Annotated in this window: 16 protein-coding genes and 2 pseudogenes; 10 read left to right on the top strand and 8 right to left on the bottom strand. The window is 62.8% G+C overall.

Features of this window, described 5'->3' with window-relative positions; translation table 11 throughout:
- The 3 genes and pseudogenes from atpD to VTU_RS0102245 form a co-directional block, all read left to right on the top strand.
- Positions 1–1,109 (top strand): F0F1 ATP synthase subunit beta (gene atpD / locus VTU_RS0102255; RefSeq protein ID WP_010100323.1); only part of this gene is annotated, 1,109 nt, incomplete at its 5' end.
- 45 nt (positions 1,110–1,154) lie between these two features.
- Entirely contained in the window at positions 1,155–1,571 is a 417-nt protein-coding gene (locus tag VTU_RS0102250; RefSeq protein ID WP_010100321.1) for a F0F1 ATP synthase subunit epsilon, read from the top strand.
- Between the two features lie 106 nt (positions 1,572–1,677).
- Positions 1,678–1,992, top strand: a pseudogene (locus tag VTU_RS0102245) (F0F1 ATP synthase subunit epsilon); the annotation flags it as partial.
- A gap of 79 nt (positions 1,993–2,071) precedes the next feature.
- Here the strand turns inward: VTU_RS0102245 and VTU_RS0102240 are convergent.
- From VTU_RS0102240 to VTU_RS0102230, 3 genes are all read right to left on the bottom strand, one after another.
- On the bottom strand, positions 2,072–2,587 hold the full coding sequence (locus VTU_RS0102240) for a PIN domain-containing protein (RefSeq protein ID WP_010100317.1): 516 nt from the start codon (positions 2,585–2,587) through the stop codon (positions 2,072–2,074).
- Complete coding sequence (locus VTU_RS0102235; RefSeq protein WP_010100315.1) at positions 2,571–3,647, bottom strand: XRE family transcriptional regulator; 1,077 nt, start codon at positions 3,645–3,647, stop codon at positions 2,571–2,573. Before VTU_RS0102235 ends, VTU_RS0102240 begins: the two co-directional genes overlap by 17 nt.
- Before the next feature lie 98 nt (positions 3,648–3,745).
- The gene (locus VTU_RS0102230) at positions 3,746–4,249 is read right to left on the bottom strand and encodes a TlpA family protein disulfide reductase (protein WP_029554030.1); all 504 of its coding nucleotides are present in this window, start codon (positions 4,247–4,249) and stop codon (positions 3,746–3,748) included.
- Between the two features lie 226 nt (positions 4,250–4,475).
- Between VTU_RS0102230 and VTU_RS25360 the strand changes: the two are divergent.
- From VTU_RS25360 to VTU_RS0102205, 5 genes and pseudogenes are all read left to right on the top strand, one after another.
- Positions 4,476–5,713 (top strand): annotated as a pseudogene (locus tag VTU_RS25360) (MFS transporter).
- Positions 5,710–6,165: a PTS sugar transporter subunit IIA gene (locus VTU_RS0102220; RefSeq protein ID WP_010100310.1), complete on the top strand. Its 456-nt coding sequence runs from the start codon at positions 5,710–5,712 to the stop codon at positions 6,163–6,165. The pseudogene VTU_RS25360 and the gene VTU_RS0102220 overlap by 4 nt, the downstream one beginning before the upstream one ends.
- Positions 6,134–6,403, top strand: a complete 270-nt coding sequence (locus VTU_RS0102215; protein ID WP_010100308.1) for an HPr family phosphocarrier protein — start codon at positions 6,134–6,136, stop codon at positions 6,401–6,403. Before VTU_RS0102220 ends, VTU_RS0102215 begins: the two co-directional genes overlap by 32 nt.
- A 48-nt stretch (positions 6,404–6,451) precedes the next feature.
- The gene (gene ptsP, locus VTU_RS0102210; protein ID WP_010100306.1) at positions 6,452–8,206 is read left to right on the top strand and encodes a phosphoenolpyruvate--protein phosphotransferase; all 1,755 of its coding nucleotides are present in this window, start codon (positions 6,452–6,454) and stop codon (positions 8,204–8,206) included.
- Positions 8,207–8,320: 114 nt separating this feature from the next.
- On the top strand, positions 8,321–9,241 hold the full coding sequence (locus VTU_RS0102205) for a LysR family transcriptional regulator (RefSeq protein ID WP_081479691.1): 921 nt from the start codon (positions 8,321–8,323) through the stop codon (positions 9,239–9,241).
- 20 nt (positions 9,242–9,261) lie between these two features.
- Here the strand turns inward: VTU_RS0102205 and VTU_RS0102200 are convergent, their stop codons facing one another.
- Positions 9,262–10,266, bottom strand: coding sequence for an aldo/keto reductase (locus VTU_RS0102200; protein ID WP_236610614.1), 1,005 nt, complete (start codon positions 10,264–10,266; stop codon positions 9,262–9,264).
- A gap of 88 nt (positions 10,267–10,354) precedes the next feature.
- A complete protein-coding gene (locus VTU_RS30540) occupies positions 10,355–11,107 on the bottom strand; it encodes a dienelactone hydrolase family protein (protein ID WP_138927768.1) in 753 nt (250 codons plus the stop codon).
- Positions 11,108–11,256: 149 nt separating this feature from the next.
- Here VTU_RS30540 and VTU_RS0102190 point away from each other — a divergent pair, with 149 nt between their 5' ends.
- Positions 11,257–12,408, top strand: a complete 1,152-nt coding sequence (locus VTU_RS0102190; RefSeq protein WP_010100298.1) for an MFS transporter — start codon at positions 11,257–11,259, stop codon at positions 12,406–12,408.
- Positions 12,409–12,650: 242 nt separating this feature from the next.
- A complete protein-coding gene (locus VTU_RS0102185; protein WP_169315360.1) occupies positions 12,651–13,580 on the top strand; it encodes a LysR family transcriptional regulator in 930 nt (309 codons plus the stop codon).
- Between the two features lie 42 nt (positions 13,581–13,622).
- On the opposite strand, the gene VTU_RS0102180 is transcribed toward VTU_RS0102185, so the two are convergent.
- From VTU_RS0102180 to zapD, 3 genes are all read right to left on the bottom strand, one after another.
- Positions 13,623–14,495: an SDR family oxidoreductase gene (locus VTU_RS0102180; protein ID WP_010100295.1), complete on the bottom strand. Its 873-nt coding sequence runs from the start codon at positions 14,493–14,495 to the stop codon at positions 13,623–13,625.
- Positions 14,496–15,015: 520 nt separating this feature from the next.
- The gene (locus tag VTU_RS0102175; RefSeq protein WP_010100293.1) at positions 15,016–15,246 is read right to left on the bottom strand and encodes a DNA gyrase inhibitor YacG; all 231 of its coding nucleotides are present in this window, start codon (positions 15,244–15,246) and stop codon (positions 15,016–15,018) included.
- Between the two features lie 29 nt (positions 15,247–15,275).
- Positions 15,276–15,593 (bottom strand): cell division protein ZapD (gene zapD, locus VTU_RS0102170; protein WP_010100291.1); only part of this gene is annotated, 318 nt, incomplete at its 5' end.

Below are 15,593 nucleotides of genomic sequence, written 5' to 3'. Positions count from 1 at the left end.
GCCCGGTGAGCCAGGACCTGACGGCGGCCATCCACCGCAAGGCCCCGGCATACGACGAGCTGTCGCCCTCGCAGGAACTGCTGGAAACCGGAATCAAGGTGATCGACTTGGTCTGCCCGTTCGCCAAGGGCGGCAAGGTGGGGCTGTTCGGCGGCGCCGGCGTGGGCAAGACCGTGAACATGATGGAGCTCATCAACAACATCGCCAAGGCCCACTCGGGCCTGTCGGTGTTCGCCGGCGTCGGCGAGCGCACCCGCGAAGGCAACGACTTCTACCATGAGATGGCCGACTCCGGCGTGGTGAATCTGGAAAACCTCGAAGAGTCCAAAGTGGCCATGGTCTACGGCCAGATGAACGAGCCCCCGGGCAACCGCCTGCGCGTGGCGCTGACCGGTCTGACGATCGCCGAGTCCTTCCGCGACGAAGGCCGCGACGTGCTGTTCTTCGTGGACAACATCTACCGCTACACGCTGGCCGGCACCGAGGTGTCCGCGCTGCTCGGCCGCATGCCTTCGGCCGTGGGCTACCAGCCGACGCTGGCCGAGGAAATGGGCCGTCTGCAGGAGCGCATCACCTCGACCAAGGTGGGGTCGATCACCTCGATACAGGCCGTCTACGTCCCCGCGGACGACTTGACCGACCCCTCGCCGGCAACGACCTTCGCCCACCTGGACTCGACCGTGGTGCTCTCGCGCGACATCGCCTCGCTGGGCATCTACCCCGCGGTCGATCCGCTGGACTCGACCAGCCGCCAGCTCGACCCGAACGTCGTCGGCGAAGACCACTACACCACGGCGCGCGCCGTGCAGGGCACGCTGCAACGCTACAAGGAACTGCGCGACATCATCGCCATTCTGGGAATGGACGAACTGGCCCCCGAAGACAAGCTGGCCGTGGCGCGCGCGCGCAAGATCCAGCGCTTCCTGTCGCAGCCCTTCCACGTGGCCGAAGTGTTTACCGGGTCGCCCGGCAAATACGTTGCGTTGGCCGAAACCATCCGCGGCTTCAAGATGATCGTCAACGGCGAGTGCGACCACCTGCCGGAGCAGGCGTTCTACATGGTCGGCGGAATCGACGAAGTCTTTGAAAAGGCCAAGAAGCTGTCCTGACCGGGACCGGCAGCCCCCGCGCCCCCGCTTATCCCAGGAGCCATGATGAACACCATCCACGTTGACGTGGTCAGCGCCGAAGAGTCCATCTTCACCGGGGAGGCTCGCTTCGTCGCGCTTCCCGGCGAAGTCGGCGAACTGGGCATCTATCCGCGCCACACCCCGCTGATCACGCGCATCAAGCCGGGTTCGGTGCGCATCGAAATGCCCGACGGCGGCGAAGAGTTCGTCTTCGTCGCCGGCGGCATTCTGGAGGTCCAGCCGCACTGCGTCACGGTGCTCTCCGACACCGCCATACGCGGCAAGGATCTGGACGAGGAAAAGGCCAACGCGGCCAAGGCCGCCGCCGAGGAGGCGCTCAAGAACGCCAAGAGCGAGCTCGATCTGGCCAAGGCGCAGTCCGAGTTGGCCGTGATGGCCGCGCAGATTGCGGCGCTGCGCAAGTTCCGGCAAAAGAAGTGATGGTGCGCGCCGTGGGCTGTATTACATGGCTTTCACGTACAAGGTAACCGATAGCAATACGCCGTAGGTTTGAACAGCGGATGAAGGCTGCTACTTCTTCCGTATCCATCCTCCGCTGATCACGCGCATCAAGCCGGGTTCGGTGCGCATCGAAATGCCCGACGGCGGCGAAGAGTTTGTCTCTGTCGTCTGGCGGCATTCTGGAGGTCCAGCCGCACTGCCTCACGGTGCTCTCCGACACCGCCATACGCGGCAAGGATCTGGACGAGAAAAAGAGGAAGAGGCCAACGCGGCCAAGGCCGCCGCCGAGGAGGCGCTCAAGAACGCCAAGAGCGAGCTCGATCTGGCCAAGGCGCAGTCCGAGTTGGCCGTAATGGCCGCGCAGATTGCGGCGCTGCGCAAGTTCCGGCAAAAGAAGTGATCGGGCGGGGGGCTGTGCGGCGCATCGGCCCACTGGCTCCCGCCGCGTGCACGATCAATGGGATCGATGGGCCCGCGACTCAGTCCGCCGCCGTGCGGGGTTTCCCTGCACTCTGGCGCAAACCACTCAGGACGCGCTCGGTGTCAGCCCAAGGCAGCCGGCGCATGCCCTGCTTCATCGATGCGAGCGCGGCAAAGGCTTCGTCCACGTTGAGCAGCTCGTTTTCAACCATTGTCAGGAGCAGCCAGTCGCTGCCCTTGACCGGCACACGCTCGGCCTGGGCAACGGCTTTCAAATCCGGATCGCCAGTCAGCAGCGGGCAACCCTCTTGCTTGGCAAGCGCCAAGGCAAGGCAGTCGTTCAGACCGGGTGCGTTCGCGTACCTGCCCCGCAGCGCAGACGCGTACTGAATGGACTCGCCCGTGACCTCCAGGATGCGCAGTCCCGGGTCTTTCAGCTCCAGCGTCCCCGGAACGATCTCTTCCCAGTAGAGAATGTCGGGCAACGCGAACTGCATCGGGAGCCGGAAGAGCCACTTCATGAGTCCGCCGACCTCCATGTCGATCAGGACGTTGGCATCACTGATGAGCAGCATCCAATGCCTCCAATTGACGTTTCTTGTGCAAGAGCATCCTCGGGATGCCGAGCAGTTCGGCGGCCTTGGACTCGGAAACGTAGCCCTCGCCCAAGGCCCGATAGACCAACTGCCCAAACAACCGCGAATGCTCACGGGGAACCGGCTCGCCGGGCTCGCTCTGGCGCCATCCGTTCGAGAAAAAGTCCTGCGACAACGCAGAATGGACGGCCTCGGTGGTGACGCCACATTGCCTGGCCCGTTGCAGCCAGCCGGCCATGCTCAGGCCAAATGCATGCTTCAGGGCGAGGAGCTCTTGCCATTCAACCCCACGCCGAACCGGGCCCAGGCTCCGCACGACGGCGGCCTTTGGCGCCAGGAACGCCCCCGCAAAACGATCGCATGCCTTCTCCTTGCGGGCACCCGGGGTGACGATGTGCGCAAGCAGCAGCTGACCGAGTCCGTGCACGAGCGTGAAGCGTTGCCAGTCGCCTGGCCATCGGGACGAAACCGCGACGACGGGGTACGTTCGTCCATCGGCCACGCAGGCGGTCGCCGTCAGACCGGAGAACCCGGGATCGGCTTCGTCAACGACGATCACCAGCAGGCCCAGGGTCTCCAGAGTGTCCGCCAAGTCGTCGATCGGACCGAGGCCCAGCTCCCAGGTCTGCCGCACCCGGTCTGCGAAAGCCTCCAGTTCGTCCAGATCGTCGATCTGCTGGGGCAGTTCCTGCGGCGCCTTGAAGCGCGCGATGGGTGCTTCGGGAAAGAAGCCAAGCAGTTCGACGCGCTGCTCGACCGCCCCGACCACTTTCATCTTCAGCACCTCCCGGGCATCCTTGCGGAATGCGGCCCGGCGCCGAAATTCCGGCTCCAGCAGTTCCACCGCGTGGGTCCGCATGAAGTATTCGATGCGGACTCCACAGGCCCGCGCCAGCTTGAGGAGCTGCGAGGAATGCGGGATCATGCTCGCCTTCTCGTACTCTTGGAGCTCCGTATACGCGCCGCCGCCCTTCTCTACCAAGGCGTCCAAGCTCAGTCCTGCGGCCAGACGGGCTTGCCGAATGCGGGTCCCGATCATGACGCCTCCATGGTTGGTTTGAGTAAGTTCTGCATCTTAATTCAAACCACAGGCGAGCGCATCCGGACTATCCCCCCGTCCGCTATCCCCCCGTCCGATCAGGTCTGTGCCAGCAGCTTTTCGACAAGCTGCTGCAACGCAGGGAAATCGGGGGCGCCGACAAAGGTCTTGACGATCTCGCCGCGCTTGTCCACCAGAAAGGTCGAGGGCGTGATGCGTACATCGCCCCAGTCCCGGGCGAGCTGGCCGGTGTTGTCGATGGCCACCTTGAAGGGCAGCTTGCGGGTTTGGGCAAAGTTCACCACGTAGCTGGGCGGGTCGTAGTGCATGGCCACGGCCAGGGTGTCGAAACCCTGGTGCCGGTATTTCTCGTACAGCGCCACGATCTCGGGCATTTCGGCGACGCAGGTGGCGCAGCTCGTGGCCCAGAAATTCACCAGCAACACCTTGCCGCGCAGATCGGCGCTGGATTGGCTGGAGCCATCGAGCAGCACAAAGGTCGATGCGGGCGCTGCACGGCGGCCCGCGTCCAGATACACCCACGCGCCCGCGGCGGCAAACGCCGCGACCACCACACCTGCCATCCAACGCCTGATTGCCATGACTGCACCGCCCATCCAGAAACCGGGGACCCAGACCCGGGTCGACATTGTGCCGGACGCCGCTCGCCCCCGGCGCAGGTGTCGCCAGGGTGCCGGGGAAGTGCCCGCCTGCCTGCCGCACTGCCGATAATCGACCGATGAACTGGACACCGACCCCCCCGGCGCGCCCGCTGCCCGGAGCGCGCTGCGCTGCCGCCGTCCCGTTCCCTGCCAACTTGGCGCCGCCATGACCCACACGCTGCCACGGCGCGGCGCCGTCGTCGTCTTTCTGGCGTTTGCCCTCGCGTACTTCCTGTCCGCCCTGGTGCGCGCCGTCACCGCCACCCTGGCGCCTTCCCTGGCGCAGGAGTTTGCGCTGCAGGCCCGCGACCTGGGTCTGCTTGCGGGCGGGTACTTTCTGGGCTTTGCAGCGATGCAGTTGCCGCTGGGCAGTTGGCTCGACCGCCACGGCCCGAAAAAGTGTCGCTGGGCCTGCTCGGCGTGGCCGTTGCGGGCAGCCTCTGGTTCTCGGTGGCCACGGGGTTTTCCGGCCTGCTCGCCGGGCGCGTGCTGTGCGGCGTGGGCGTCAGCGCCTGCCTGATGGCGCCGCTCACCGGCTATCGCCGCTGGTTCCAGGCCTCGGCGCAGATGCGTGCGAATGCCTGGATGCTGATGACGGGCTCGCTGGGCATGGTGGCGTCCACGCTGCCCGTGCAATGGGTCTTGCCGCTGACGGGATGGCGTCCCCTGTTCTGGGGGTTGGCGCTGCTGATTGCGCTGTCCATGGCGGTGATTGCGCTCTGGGTTCCGGGCTGGGCGGGTGCCAGCGGTCCCCGGGCCGACGGCGCTGTGCCCGGAGGCTACGCCATGGTGTGGCGCCACCTGTACTTCCGGCGCCTGGCGCCTCTGGGGTTTTTTTTCTACGGCGGCATGCTGGCCATGCAGACGCTGTGGGCCGGGCCCTGGATGCAGCGCGTGGCGGGCTACACGCCCCTGGAGTCTGCGGCTGGCCTGTTCTGGATCAATGTCTCCATGCTCGGCGTGTTCTGGGCCTGGGGCATGCTCAGCCCCTGGCTGCTGCGCAAGGTGGGGGTTGACCAGCTGATGGCGGCCGGCCTGCCGCTTTGCCTGCTGGTGCTGCTGGGAATCATCGGCGCCGGGCCGCAGGCCGGGAGCGGCGCGTGGGCGCTGTTTTGCATCTCGTGCACCTGCGTCTCGCTCTCGCAGCCCGCCGTGGCGATGGCCTTCCCGCCGGCGCTCGCGGGGCGCGCGTTGTCGGCCTACAACCTGGTCATTTTTTCGGGCGTGTTCGTCGTGCAATGGGGCATCGGCCTCGCGGTGGACGCGTTTGCCGCGCTCGGCTTGTCGACCGTGTCCTCGTTTCAGGCGGCCATGGCGCTGTACCTGTCGTGCAGCGCCATGGCGTATGCGTGGTTCCTGCTTCGGGGCCGACGCGATAATGCGCTGCCAAGCCCCGCGCCATGAGCACCACCAGCATCCTCATCATTGCCCACGCCCCGCTGGCCCACGCGCTGCGCGAGTGCGTCCTGCACGTGTTCCCGGACTGCGGCAGCAGCGTGGCCGCACTGGACGTGCAGCCGAATCAGCCGCCCGAAGAGTCGCTGGCGCAGGCGCGCATTCTGCTCGGCCAACTGGGCGTGGACCGCACCCTGGTGCTGTCCGACCTGTTTGGCGCCACGCCCTGCAACATCGCGCAGCGCTTGGTAGGCGGTGTGCGTTCGCGCCTCGTCACCGGGGTCAACCTGCCCATGCTGCTGCGCGCCGTGAGCTACCGCTGCGAGCCCCTTGACTCGGTCGTCGCCCGCGCCGTCGTGGGCGGAACGCAAGGGGTCATGCAGGTGGCCAGCGCCACACCACAGAACCAGAACCGCCGCCGGCGCCGACATGATCAAGAAACGCACGACCATCAGCAATAGACTGGGCCTGCACGCCCGCGCTTCGGCCAAGCTCACCAAGCTGGCCGGCAGCTTTCCCTGCGAGGTCTTCATGAGCCGCGGCGAGCGCCGCATCAACGCCAAAAGCATCATGGGCGTGATGATGCTGGCCGCCGGCATGGGGAGCCAGGTCCAGATCGAAACCCACGGCGAACGCGAGCAGGAGGCCATGGACGCGCTTCTGGCCTTGATCGCCGACAAGTTTGGCGAAGGGGAGTGACATGAGGAGCCGCACGGTCGCTTCGTCCCCGGCCCCGGGGGGTGGCCCATGACCTTCTCCATCCACGGCCTCGCAGTCGCCGGCGGCATCGCCATCGGCCGTGCCGTGCTGGTCGCGTCCAGCCACGTGGACGTGGCGCATTACTTCATTCAGCCCGAACAGGTCGAGGCCGAGATTGAGCGGGTGCGCAAGGGCCGCAACGCCGTGGTCGAGGAACTCCAGCGCCTGCAGGTCGAGATGCCCGCAGACGCGCCGCACGAACTCACCGCGCTGCTCGACGTGCACCTGATGTTGTTGCAGGACGAGGCCCTCACGGGCGGCGTCAAGCACTGGATCACCGAGCGCCTGTACAACGCCGAATGGGCGCTGACCACGCAGTTGGAAGTCGTCGCGCGCCAGTTCGACGAAATGGAGGACGAGTACCTGCGCGAGCGCAAGGCCGACCTGGAGCAGGTGGTCGAGCGCATCCTGCGCCACATGAAGGGGGTCGCGGACCCGGTGACGCCGTCCGCGAGCAGCCCGCGCCGCAAGACGCAGCAAGAGCTGCTGCTCGGCGATACGCAGGACGTTCCGCTGGTGCTGGTCGCGCATGACCTCTCACCGGCCGACATGCTGCACTTCAAGCAAAGCGTTTTCGCGGGCTTCGTGACCGACGTCGGCGGCAAGACATCGCACACCGCCATCGTCGCGCGCAGCATGGGAATCCCGGCCGTGGTGGGCGCGCGCGCCGCGAGCCAGCTGGTGCGCCAGGACGACTGGGTCATCATCGACGGGGACACGGGCGTGGTCAGCGTGGACCCGTCGTCGATCATCTTCGCCGAGTACGGCTTTCGCCAGCGCCAAGTCGAACTCGAGCGCGAGCGCCTGGCGCGGCTGCTGCACACCCCGGCGATCACCATCGACGGCCAGCGCATCGAACTGCTCGCGAACATCGAACAACCCGGCGATTCCGCCGCCGCCGTGCGCGCCGGTGCCGTGGGCGTGGGGCTGTTTCGCAGCGAATTCCTGTTCATGGGCCGCAGCGGCAAGCTGCCGGACGAGGACGAGCAGTACCGCGCCTACTGCGAGGCCATCGCCGGCATGCAGGGCCTGCCCGTGACCATCCGCACCGTTGACGTGGGCGCCGACAAGCCGCTGGACAAGGGCCACAAGGACGGCCACCTGAACCCGGCGCTGGGCCTGCGCGCGATCCGCTGGAGCCTGGCCGACCCCGCCATGTTTCGCACCCAGCTGCGCGCCGTGCTGCGCGCCGCGGCGCATGGCAAGGTGAACCTGCTGTTCCCGATGCTGGCGCACACGCACGAAATCGAGCAGACGCTGGCGCAGGTCGATTTGGCCCGCGCGGAACTCGATGCGCGCAGCGTGCCGCATGGCCCGGTGCAACTGGGCGCCATGATCGAGGTGCCCGCAGCGGCCATCATGGTGCGCAGCTTTCTCAAGTACTTCGACTTCCTGTCGATCGGCACCAACGACCTGATCCAGTACACGCTCGCCATCGACCGCTCCGACGAAGCCGTGGCGCATCTCTACGATCCCCTGCACCCGGCGGTGCTGCGCCTGGTTGCGGACGTGATCGCCGCCGGCCAGGCGCTGGGAAAAAGCGTCTGCATGTGCGGTGAAACCGCGGGCGACGTGGGCATGACGCGCCTGCTGCTGGGCCTGGGCCTGCGCAGCTTCTCCATGCACCCCGCGCAGATCCTGGCCGTCAAGCAAGAGGTGCTGCGCACCGACACGCGCAAGCTCGCCGCGTGGGTGGGGCAGATGCTCGACGGCAACGCGCCTGCGGCGGCGCAGGCGTCGTAGACGGAAATCTTCCCCGCCCTGAATCGACCCGCAAAGATGAATCTCCCCGAAAACACCCCCTCATGCGATGCGCACGGACCGCGGGCGAGCAATGCGTCCCTATAAGAACGACGTATGAGCAAAGACCCTTGTTGGGACGATATCCGTATATTCCTGACCTATCTCCGAAACGGATCGATTGCAAATGCTGCGGATGCGCTCAGAATCAGCGCACCGACTGTCAGCCGACGAATCAATGCCTTGCAGAAAACGCTGGGGTTTCCACTGCTTCATCGTTTTTCGCATGGGTTCGAACTCACGGAAAGCGCGCAGGAACTCGTCAAAATATGGCAGGACGCTGAACGGCTATTGATGAATGCCCCGAAGCTCGTCGACCGCATGTACAACACACAGAATATTGAACTGCGATTCTCGACGACGCCCGCTCTGGCAACGGCGCTGATTTTTCCCAATATCCACGCCTATATCGCACGCTGGCCGAGCGTGATGCTGGACATCAACACATCGATCCGTCTGCTCGATATCGGTGCAGGGCAGGCAGACATGGCCTTGCGGTTCGTCGAACCGGAACGTGGCACGGTGATCCGCCAGCGCATCGGGACGGCGAGTTTCAACGTCTATGGCGCCGAAGCCTTGTTTCCCGACGGGTTCCAGATGGCAAGAGACTGGTCTACGCTATCGGCAACAGGGCTGCGGGCGATTAACTGGTCTCCAGGAACTGGCGTCAGCATGCCGCAACAGAAACTGCGCGAGGTACTGGGCGCGCACCGGCCAGAGATTGCCATCACCGAGTTTTCAGGATTGGTTGAGGGCATCCGCAACGGCATCGGTGTGGGAATCCTGCCCGACATGGTGGGACGCCACCTGCCGGGCGTGAGGGCGGTCATGGCACCTGGCATGGTTGGCGACATGCCGCTATGGCTCGTCATGGCAGAGCGGCTGGCAGGCTATCGCCATGTGCTGGAGTTTCGTGATTTCGTGCGGGAAGCCGTGGACAGGGAAAGCAAGGCACTCGGCCAGTACGCCAGCGATTGAGCGGATAACCGGTGCGGACCTCAGGTGGCTTTGATGGCTACGCCCTCGCTATAGCGTTGCCCGGCAACAGCCGTTTCGCTGAAGGCATGGGAGAGATGATCCAACTGCTGCCGGGTAAGCCGCAGCGTGCTGGCTGCCACGTTTTGTTCAAGATGTGCCATCTTGCGCGCACCGGGAATGGGCACGATGTCCTCACCTTGCGCCAAGAGCCAGCACAGCATGAGTTGCGGCACGGTCATGCTGGCCTCCGTGGCAACGGTTTCGAGTATGTCGAACAGCCACCCATTCGCATCGAAGTGGGCTGTGGCAAAGCGCGGCAGCGTGCGGCGAAAATCATCGTTTTCCAGCACGGGCAGCTGGCCCCGGTGGCGCAGAAGCCCTCGACCCAGCGGCGAATAGCAGATCAGCGCAGCGCCGATCTTGCGGATCTCGGGCAGCACGTCGGCCTCGATCGAGCGCGTCCAGATCGAATATTCCGATTGCACTGCCGCAACCGGCACGACCGCCGCCGCACGCTGAAGTTCCTCGCGCGTCGGTTCCGACAGACCGATCGCGCGAATCTTCCCGGCGGCCTTCAAGTCCGACAGCGCACCCATGCTGTCCTCAATGGGTATTTTGGGATCGACGCGGTGCAGGTAATAAAGATCGATCTGCTCGATGTTCAGGCGTTTCAGGCTGGCGTCGCAACTGGCCCGAATATAATCCGGATGGCCATTGCGGTCGCGTCGGAAGTTGCCGTCCGACAGGATTTCATCGGTTCGCACGATGCCACATTTGCTCGCAATCAGCGGACGGTGCCGGGTCTGTTGAAGAAAGCGCCCCAAAAGCTCCTCGTTGTGCCCGTTCCCATAGAGGTCGGCGGTGTCGAGCATCCGCACACCCAAATCCATTGCCCGCTCAAGGGTGGCAAGATTTTCTGCATCGTCGAAACTGCCATAGAATTCTGACATGCCCATGCAGCCAAGACCGATGCACGACGAGTGAAGCCCGCTTTTTCCGATAGATCGCAGTTTCATATATTCCATGTGGATACATCCAGGGTAGCAAGCGCGGATTGCGTCGTGCTGTCAAAAAATCAGCGGCGTCCAACCGGCAGAATGCGGGGATCGGACATCACGGCGAAAGCTCCAGGCTCAGAAAGGCCGCCAGCATGCCGAGTGTGCGCCGAGATGCCGTTTGGTCATACCGCTGGGAGTGACCGTGCGGGTCAGTTTCTTCGTCAGTAAAACCGTGGCGTACGTGGCCGAGCGCGAGGCTGGTCCAATCCACTTTTGCCTGGGTCATTTCGGCTTGGAAGCGTGTCAGATGCTCTAACTCGATAATTGGATCCGATGCACCATGAATGGCCAAGAAGCGGGTCTTGTAGCGCAGTGTCTGTATCGGGGCGGTGGAAGAGGGGATGCCATGGATGCAGACCACCGCACAAAGTCCAAGGTCGGACCGCCCCATTTCGAAGGCAAGCGCGCCGCCCAGACAGTAACCGACGACAATCACCGAGGATGGCGCGATTCCGATATGTGCCGTCAGCGCCTGCACATAGCCGGTCAAGCGCTGTCGCAATGCCTGTGGATTGGCCAAGGCTGCCGCGATCCAATGTTCGGCATCCCCGGCGTAATCGGTGGGGCGGTAGCTCGTTGTGAACAAATCGCTCACGACCACATTGGCGTCGATTTTCCGCCCCAATTCGACACCTCGGCGCATGGCATAGTCGGTTCGATGGCCACGCCAGTCGGGCAATACCAGAACCGTGTGTGCTCTGTCGTAGTTCAGAAATAACCCCGCATACTCCGCTTGATCGTCGGAAAAGCGGAGTTCACGAGGCGTTGGCATTGCTTCAGGAGGCAAAAGAATGATGTCTGAGCCCACGATCGTTTCCCCAATTGATTGACTGATCCCATCATCTCACGCCACAGGGCTGTGATTCAACACCCAAAAATGAAACGCGGCTTGCAAGAATTTTTGGTGTCGATGCGGCTGTTTTCTGCGAGCATTTGGTTTTTGAAAGGAAGTGCCAGATGCCTTTTTCCATTCTCATCCTCGCATTGGGGATTTTCGTCATCAACACGAGTGAATTCGTCATCATGGGCCTGCTCCCTGAGGTGGCTGCCGATCTGGGGGTGTCGATTCCGGCCGCCGGATATCTGATCAGCGGGTATGCCTTTGGCGTCGTGCTCGGGGCGCCGTTGCTGACGCCGTTTCTCGTGCAGGCACCGCGCAAGGCGGTTCTGGTTGCGTTGATGGGTGTTTTTACGCTGGGCAACTTGGCTTGCGCTCTTGCTCCAAGCTATGAATGGATGATCACGGCCCGGATCATTACCGCACTCGCGCAGGCTACTTTCTTTGGGCTTGGTGCGGTGGTTGCCACGCAGTTGGTCGCGCCAGGCAAGGCCGCACGCGCGATTGCTGCGGTCTTCCTTGGTTCGACCATTGCCAATATGATCGGCTCGCCTGCGGGGACTGCCATCGGGCAGGAACTGGGTTGGCGAACGAGTTTCCTGATTCTTGCCGGGGTTGCGGGGGTGGCAGCCCTGATGTTGATCCTCTTCCTGCCGCGCGTAAGCGCGCAGAAGATCGCCAATCTGAAGACTGAATTCTCCGTTCTTGCGCGACCCGAGATGATCCGCGCACTCATGACGACGACGCTTGGTTTCGGCGGTACTTTCACGACCTTCACCTTTATCGCTCCGATGCTGACCGACGTCACAGGCCTTTCCTCCGGGTGGGTGGCGCCGCTTTTGCTGCTCTTTGGCTTTGGCATGTTCCTTGGAAACCCGCTGGGTGGGCGGTTGGCGGATTGGAACATCCACCGTGCGGTCCAGTACAGCCTTGCCTTTCTGATCGTGGTGCTGCTGTCAGTGTCTTTGGTCATGCAGTATCCGGTATGGATGATTGCCGCGGTCTTCTTTTTCGGAATGGCGCTGTTCTCGACCATCCCGCCTTTGCAGATACAGGTGATGTCGCACGCCGGGGATGCGCCGGTGCTGGCTTCGGCCTTCAACATTGCGGCATTCAATCTCGGGAATGGTCTGGGTGCCTGGCTGGGGGCAATGGCGCTGGACAAGGGGGCGAGCTATATGCAACTCCCCCTGATTGGGGCGGCCATGTGTGCTGCGGGGCTTGGGCTGGCATGGATTCGCAGCACGGCACCAAAGGCAGCGATACGCTGAGGTATGAAATACACGGTGTTATTGCATGAATCCTGGTCGCATGGTGCGCTGACGTTTACGCGCAGCGACAACGCAGGCATGCGCCTGTGGAGTCGCTGGCTTTATCGATGATCAGCACCGCAATGCCCTGATGGCGTCAGCCCGCAGCCACTGCGAAGCCGACTGGCTCCGACCCAATGGGCAGGGCGGTAACGGGCAAGTGCCCTACAATATGGCCCATTTTCAAACTCCAGAAAGTGCATATGGCAGACCTGTTTGCATCTCTTGATCTGAACCTTCTCAGAGTCTTCCAGATTTTATATCAAACGAAAAGCACTACAAAAACAGCAGAAATTCTGGATATTTCTCAACCTGTCGTCTCAAGATCGTTGAAAAAGCTCAGGGTGTCTTTCAACGATCGACTGTTTGAATGGCGCAATAATACGATGCTGCCAACGGCAGTCGCACATGCCCTGTTCAGCGATGTTGATTCTTCACTTGCTCACGCCAGAAAGGCATTGGAGCGCATGCATGCATTCGATTCGTCAAGCTCGACTGCAACCTTCACACTCGGGTTGACTGATTACGCAATCCATGCGATCTTCCCGCCACTCTTTGCGCATATCCACCAAAAGGCAGCAAACGTATCCGTTATTTTTCGCCCGGTTGGTTTTGAGGAAGCATTCAGGGCCATTGAATCCGGGGAGGTCGAGTTTGCGATCACCTCCGGGCTGATTGAGCATTCCGAGGTGGTTTCTGATTTTCTTTTTTTCGAAACCTATGTGATCATTGGTGACCCTGAGATCATAAGGCATCCGCGGGGGACGATGCCAATCGATATTTATATCAAACATCCGCATGCGCTTTGTTCGTTTTCGGGGATGGCTCGGGGATGGGTGGACGACATGTTGGTGCGGCAAAATCGGGTGCGCCAAGTCAGGGCCGTCTTCAATGCATTCTCTCCAATGATTGCAAATCTTCCCGGCACCGGTCTGCTTGCAACGGTTCCCCGTCGATTCATCCAGTATGCTGATTCTCATTTTGGACTGACGCATTGGGACTTACCCTTCGAGTCCGTGCAGCACGCTTTTCATCTGGCTGCACATAAACGGCGCCGGTTGACCCCTGCTCAGCGGTGGTTCAAGGAGACGTTGTTGGGATCCTTGCTCGACCCACAGGCTGACGGGGAATAGCTGGAAAGATGCCAAACCGGGACGAACCTTGGCGCAGCGGTCTCAGGCGGCGCGAACGAACGCCTGCTTGCAGGTCTGCGCGAACGCGTCGAAGCTCGTCGCCGGGCGCTTGAGGATGTTTTCGATATTCGCGCTGAAGATGCCCGCGCCGTAGCCCGCACGATAAATCTGGAAGAGTTCGAGGAACGCCTCGACCAGCCAGTGATCCATCCCGGCGTCGCGCATTGCCTGGCGCGCAGTATCCTCCGGCACATCGACATGCATGACGGGGTAGCCGACTGCATCGCCGATCTTTGTGGCCGCGTCGGCGTAGCTCAGGGCCTGTGGTCCGGAAATATCGTGGGCACGGCCCTTGAGCGTGTTGTCGGCCAGAATCGCAACGATGACCGCGGCGATGTCACCGACATCGGTAAACGATATCTTGCCATCGGCCGCCGGCGCATAAATTTTGCCTTGCGCAACGATGGATGCGGCGTTGCCCAGCAGAACCTGCATGAACAGATTGGGGCGAACGGGGGTGAGCCGAATGCCGAGCGTGTTCGCATGGGCCTCGATTTGCGCGTGGTGTTGCGGCAAACGGATCGCGGCCTGGAGATCGGCGCCCAGGCCCGAGAGTTTCACGACGTCGCGGATTCCCGCGCGTTTGCTGGCGTCAAGGACGGCCCTCTGGTGCTGCACCATGTCGCGATGGGCGGGCGAGATCAGCACCACGGCGTCCACAGCGCGCATTGCCGCGTCAAGGCTCGTCGGGTCGTTGTAGTCGGCCTCGACCGGTGTGACGCCTGCCGGTAGCTTCGCCCCGGCGGACTTGGCGTCGCGCGTCATCGCCAGCGGCTTGTGACCGGTGGCGCACAACTGCCTCAGCACTTCGGAGCCAACGTTTCCGGTCGCTCCGGTGATCAGATATTGGGACATGTGCAGATTTCCTTTTCGCTTGTATAAAAAAACAGCCCCTCCATGCAAGCGCAAACCATGGGGAGCGAGGGAAAAGGGCGGGTGTCAGCGGGTTCCCATTCGAGCAAAAGCATTTTCTGCCAAGAAATTCAGTACGAATAATGGAATCACTCGTTCGGTTATGTATCGCTGATGGCCGATTGTATGGAGGCTCCGTGGTTCTGAGGAAGTCTTGATTTTGCAATAATGACTATGCGCGCATGGCATAGTTCGCCATGTGCTTGTTTTCCGGATTTTGGCGACGCCGCTGGCGCACGTGGAAATTTCTGCAATTCCGAATAGCTATTGCCCGTGGACCGGTCCGCTGATTTGCAAAGACAGCCGCCACGGCCGTGACGCACCGCTGGTATGACAAAGAATGTCGATCCCGTGCGGGGATCGCCGGCGCCATCTGGGTCAGCGTGCTTGCCCTCGCGGACGACTTCGGGCGAACGGTGCTGCCGGCAGCGAACGTGGCTGTCGGCGAAGTGTGGGCGCCAGTTCAGTGTTGCAGGCGGGGATCGCCATGCGGCGCGTCGGCGGGGGGCGCCTCGGCCGGAACGCGAAAGTCCTCGCTCGCCCAAGCTCCCAGATCGACCTGCTTGCAGCGCGCGCTGCAAAAGGGGCGGTAGGCGTTGGCGGCGCTGTAGACGCTGTCGGCGCCGCAGCCGGGGCAGGTGACGGTGCGTGCCGGCGGCGTGGCGGTATGTGGGGTGCGGGTGCGCTGGGCCATCTTCGTCGTCCTGTTTGTGCTGGTGGTTCTCAGGCGCACAGGGTCAGTTCAAAGGCCGCGTCCTCGCTGCAGGCGTGCAGGCGCCCGTCGCCCTGCTGGCGCATGAGCCGTACCGAGACGATCATGCGGTTGCCGCTGATTTCCGGGATCAGGTTCAGGGTCGGGTCGATGCGCAGGCGCAGCAGTTGGAACGCGCGGCCCTGTAACAGGTTCTGCTGAAACTGGCCGTTTTCTGCGGCGACTTTCTGGGGAATGCCGGAATCACGCAGCAGTTTGAGCAGCACGTAGATGGATTCGGCCAGTGGCGCCAACGTGGACGCCCATTCCTCGATCGCCTGCCGGCGCAT

The sequence above is a fragment of the Verminephrobacter aporrectodeae subsp. tuberculatae At4 genome, from assembly GCF_000193225.1.
Lineage (GTDB): Bacteria > Pseudomonadota > Gammaproteobacteria > Burkholderiales > Burkholderiaceae_C > Acidovorax > Acidovorax aporrectodeae.
Note: the sequence above shows the minus strand (reverse complement) of the source record. Positions and strands in the feature narration are given on the sequence as shown.

What these genes read in the sequence shown, in the direction of transcription:
- VTU_RS0102250 (WP_010100321.1), top strand. Translation starts at nt 1,155, where the DNA reads ATGAACACCATCCACGTTGACGTGGTCAGCGCCGAAGAGTCCATCTTC.
- VTU_RS0102240 (WP_010100317.1), bottom strand. Translation starts at nt 2,587, where the DNA reads ATGCTGCTCATCAGTGATGCCAACGTCCTGATCGACATGGAGGTCGGC.
- VTU_RS0102235 (WP_010100315.1), bottom strand. Translation starts at nt 3,647, where the DNA reads ATGATCGGGACCCGCATTCGGCAAGCCCGTCTGGCCGCAGGACTGAGC.
- VTU_RS0102230 (WP_029554030.1), bottom strand. Translation starts at nt 4,249, where the DNA reads ATGGCAATCAGGCGTTGGATGGCAGGTGTGGTGGTCGCGGCGTTTGCC.
- VTU_RS0102220 (WP_010100310.1), top strand. Translation starts at nt 5,710, where the DNA reads ATGAGCACCACCAGCATCCTCATCATTGCCCACGCCCCGCTGGCCCAC.
- VTU_RS0102215 (WP_010100308.1), top strand. Translation starts at nt 6,134, where the DNA reads ATGATCAAGAAACGCACGACCATCAGCAATAGACTGGGCCTGCACGCC.
- ptsP (WP_010100306.1), top strand. Translation starts at nt 6,452, where the DNA reads ATGACCTTCTCCATCCACGGCCTCGCAGTCGCCGGCGGCATCGCCATC.
- VTU_RS0102205 (WP_081479691.1), top strand. Translation starts at nt 8,321, where the DNA reads ATGAGCAAAGACCCTTGTTGGGACGATATCCGTATATTCCTGACCTAT.
- VTU_RS0102200 (WP_236610614.1), bottom strand. Translation starts at nt 10,266, where the DNA reads ATGGAATATATGAAACTGCGATCTATCGGAAAAAGCGGGCTTCACTCG.
- VTU_RS0102190 (WP_010100298.1), top strand. Translation starts at nt 11,257, where the DNA reads ATGCCTTTTTCCATTCTCATCCTCGCATTGGGGATTTTCGTCATCAAC.
- VTU_RS0102185 (WP_169315360.1), top strand. Translation starts at nt 12,651, where the DNA reads ATGGCAGACCTGTTTGCATCTCTTGATCTGAACCTTCTCAGAGTCTTC.
- VTU_RS0102180 (WP_010100295.1), bottom strand. Translation starts at nt 14,495, where the DNA reads ATGTCCCAATATCTGATCACCGGAGCGACCGGAAACGTTGGCTCCGAA.
- VTU_RS0102175 (WP_010100293.1), bottom strand. Translation starts at nt 15,246, where the DNA reads ATGGCCCAGCGCACCCGCACCCCACATACCGCCACGCCGCCGGCACGC.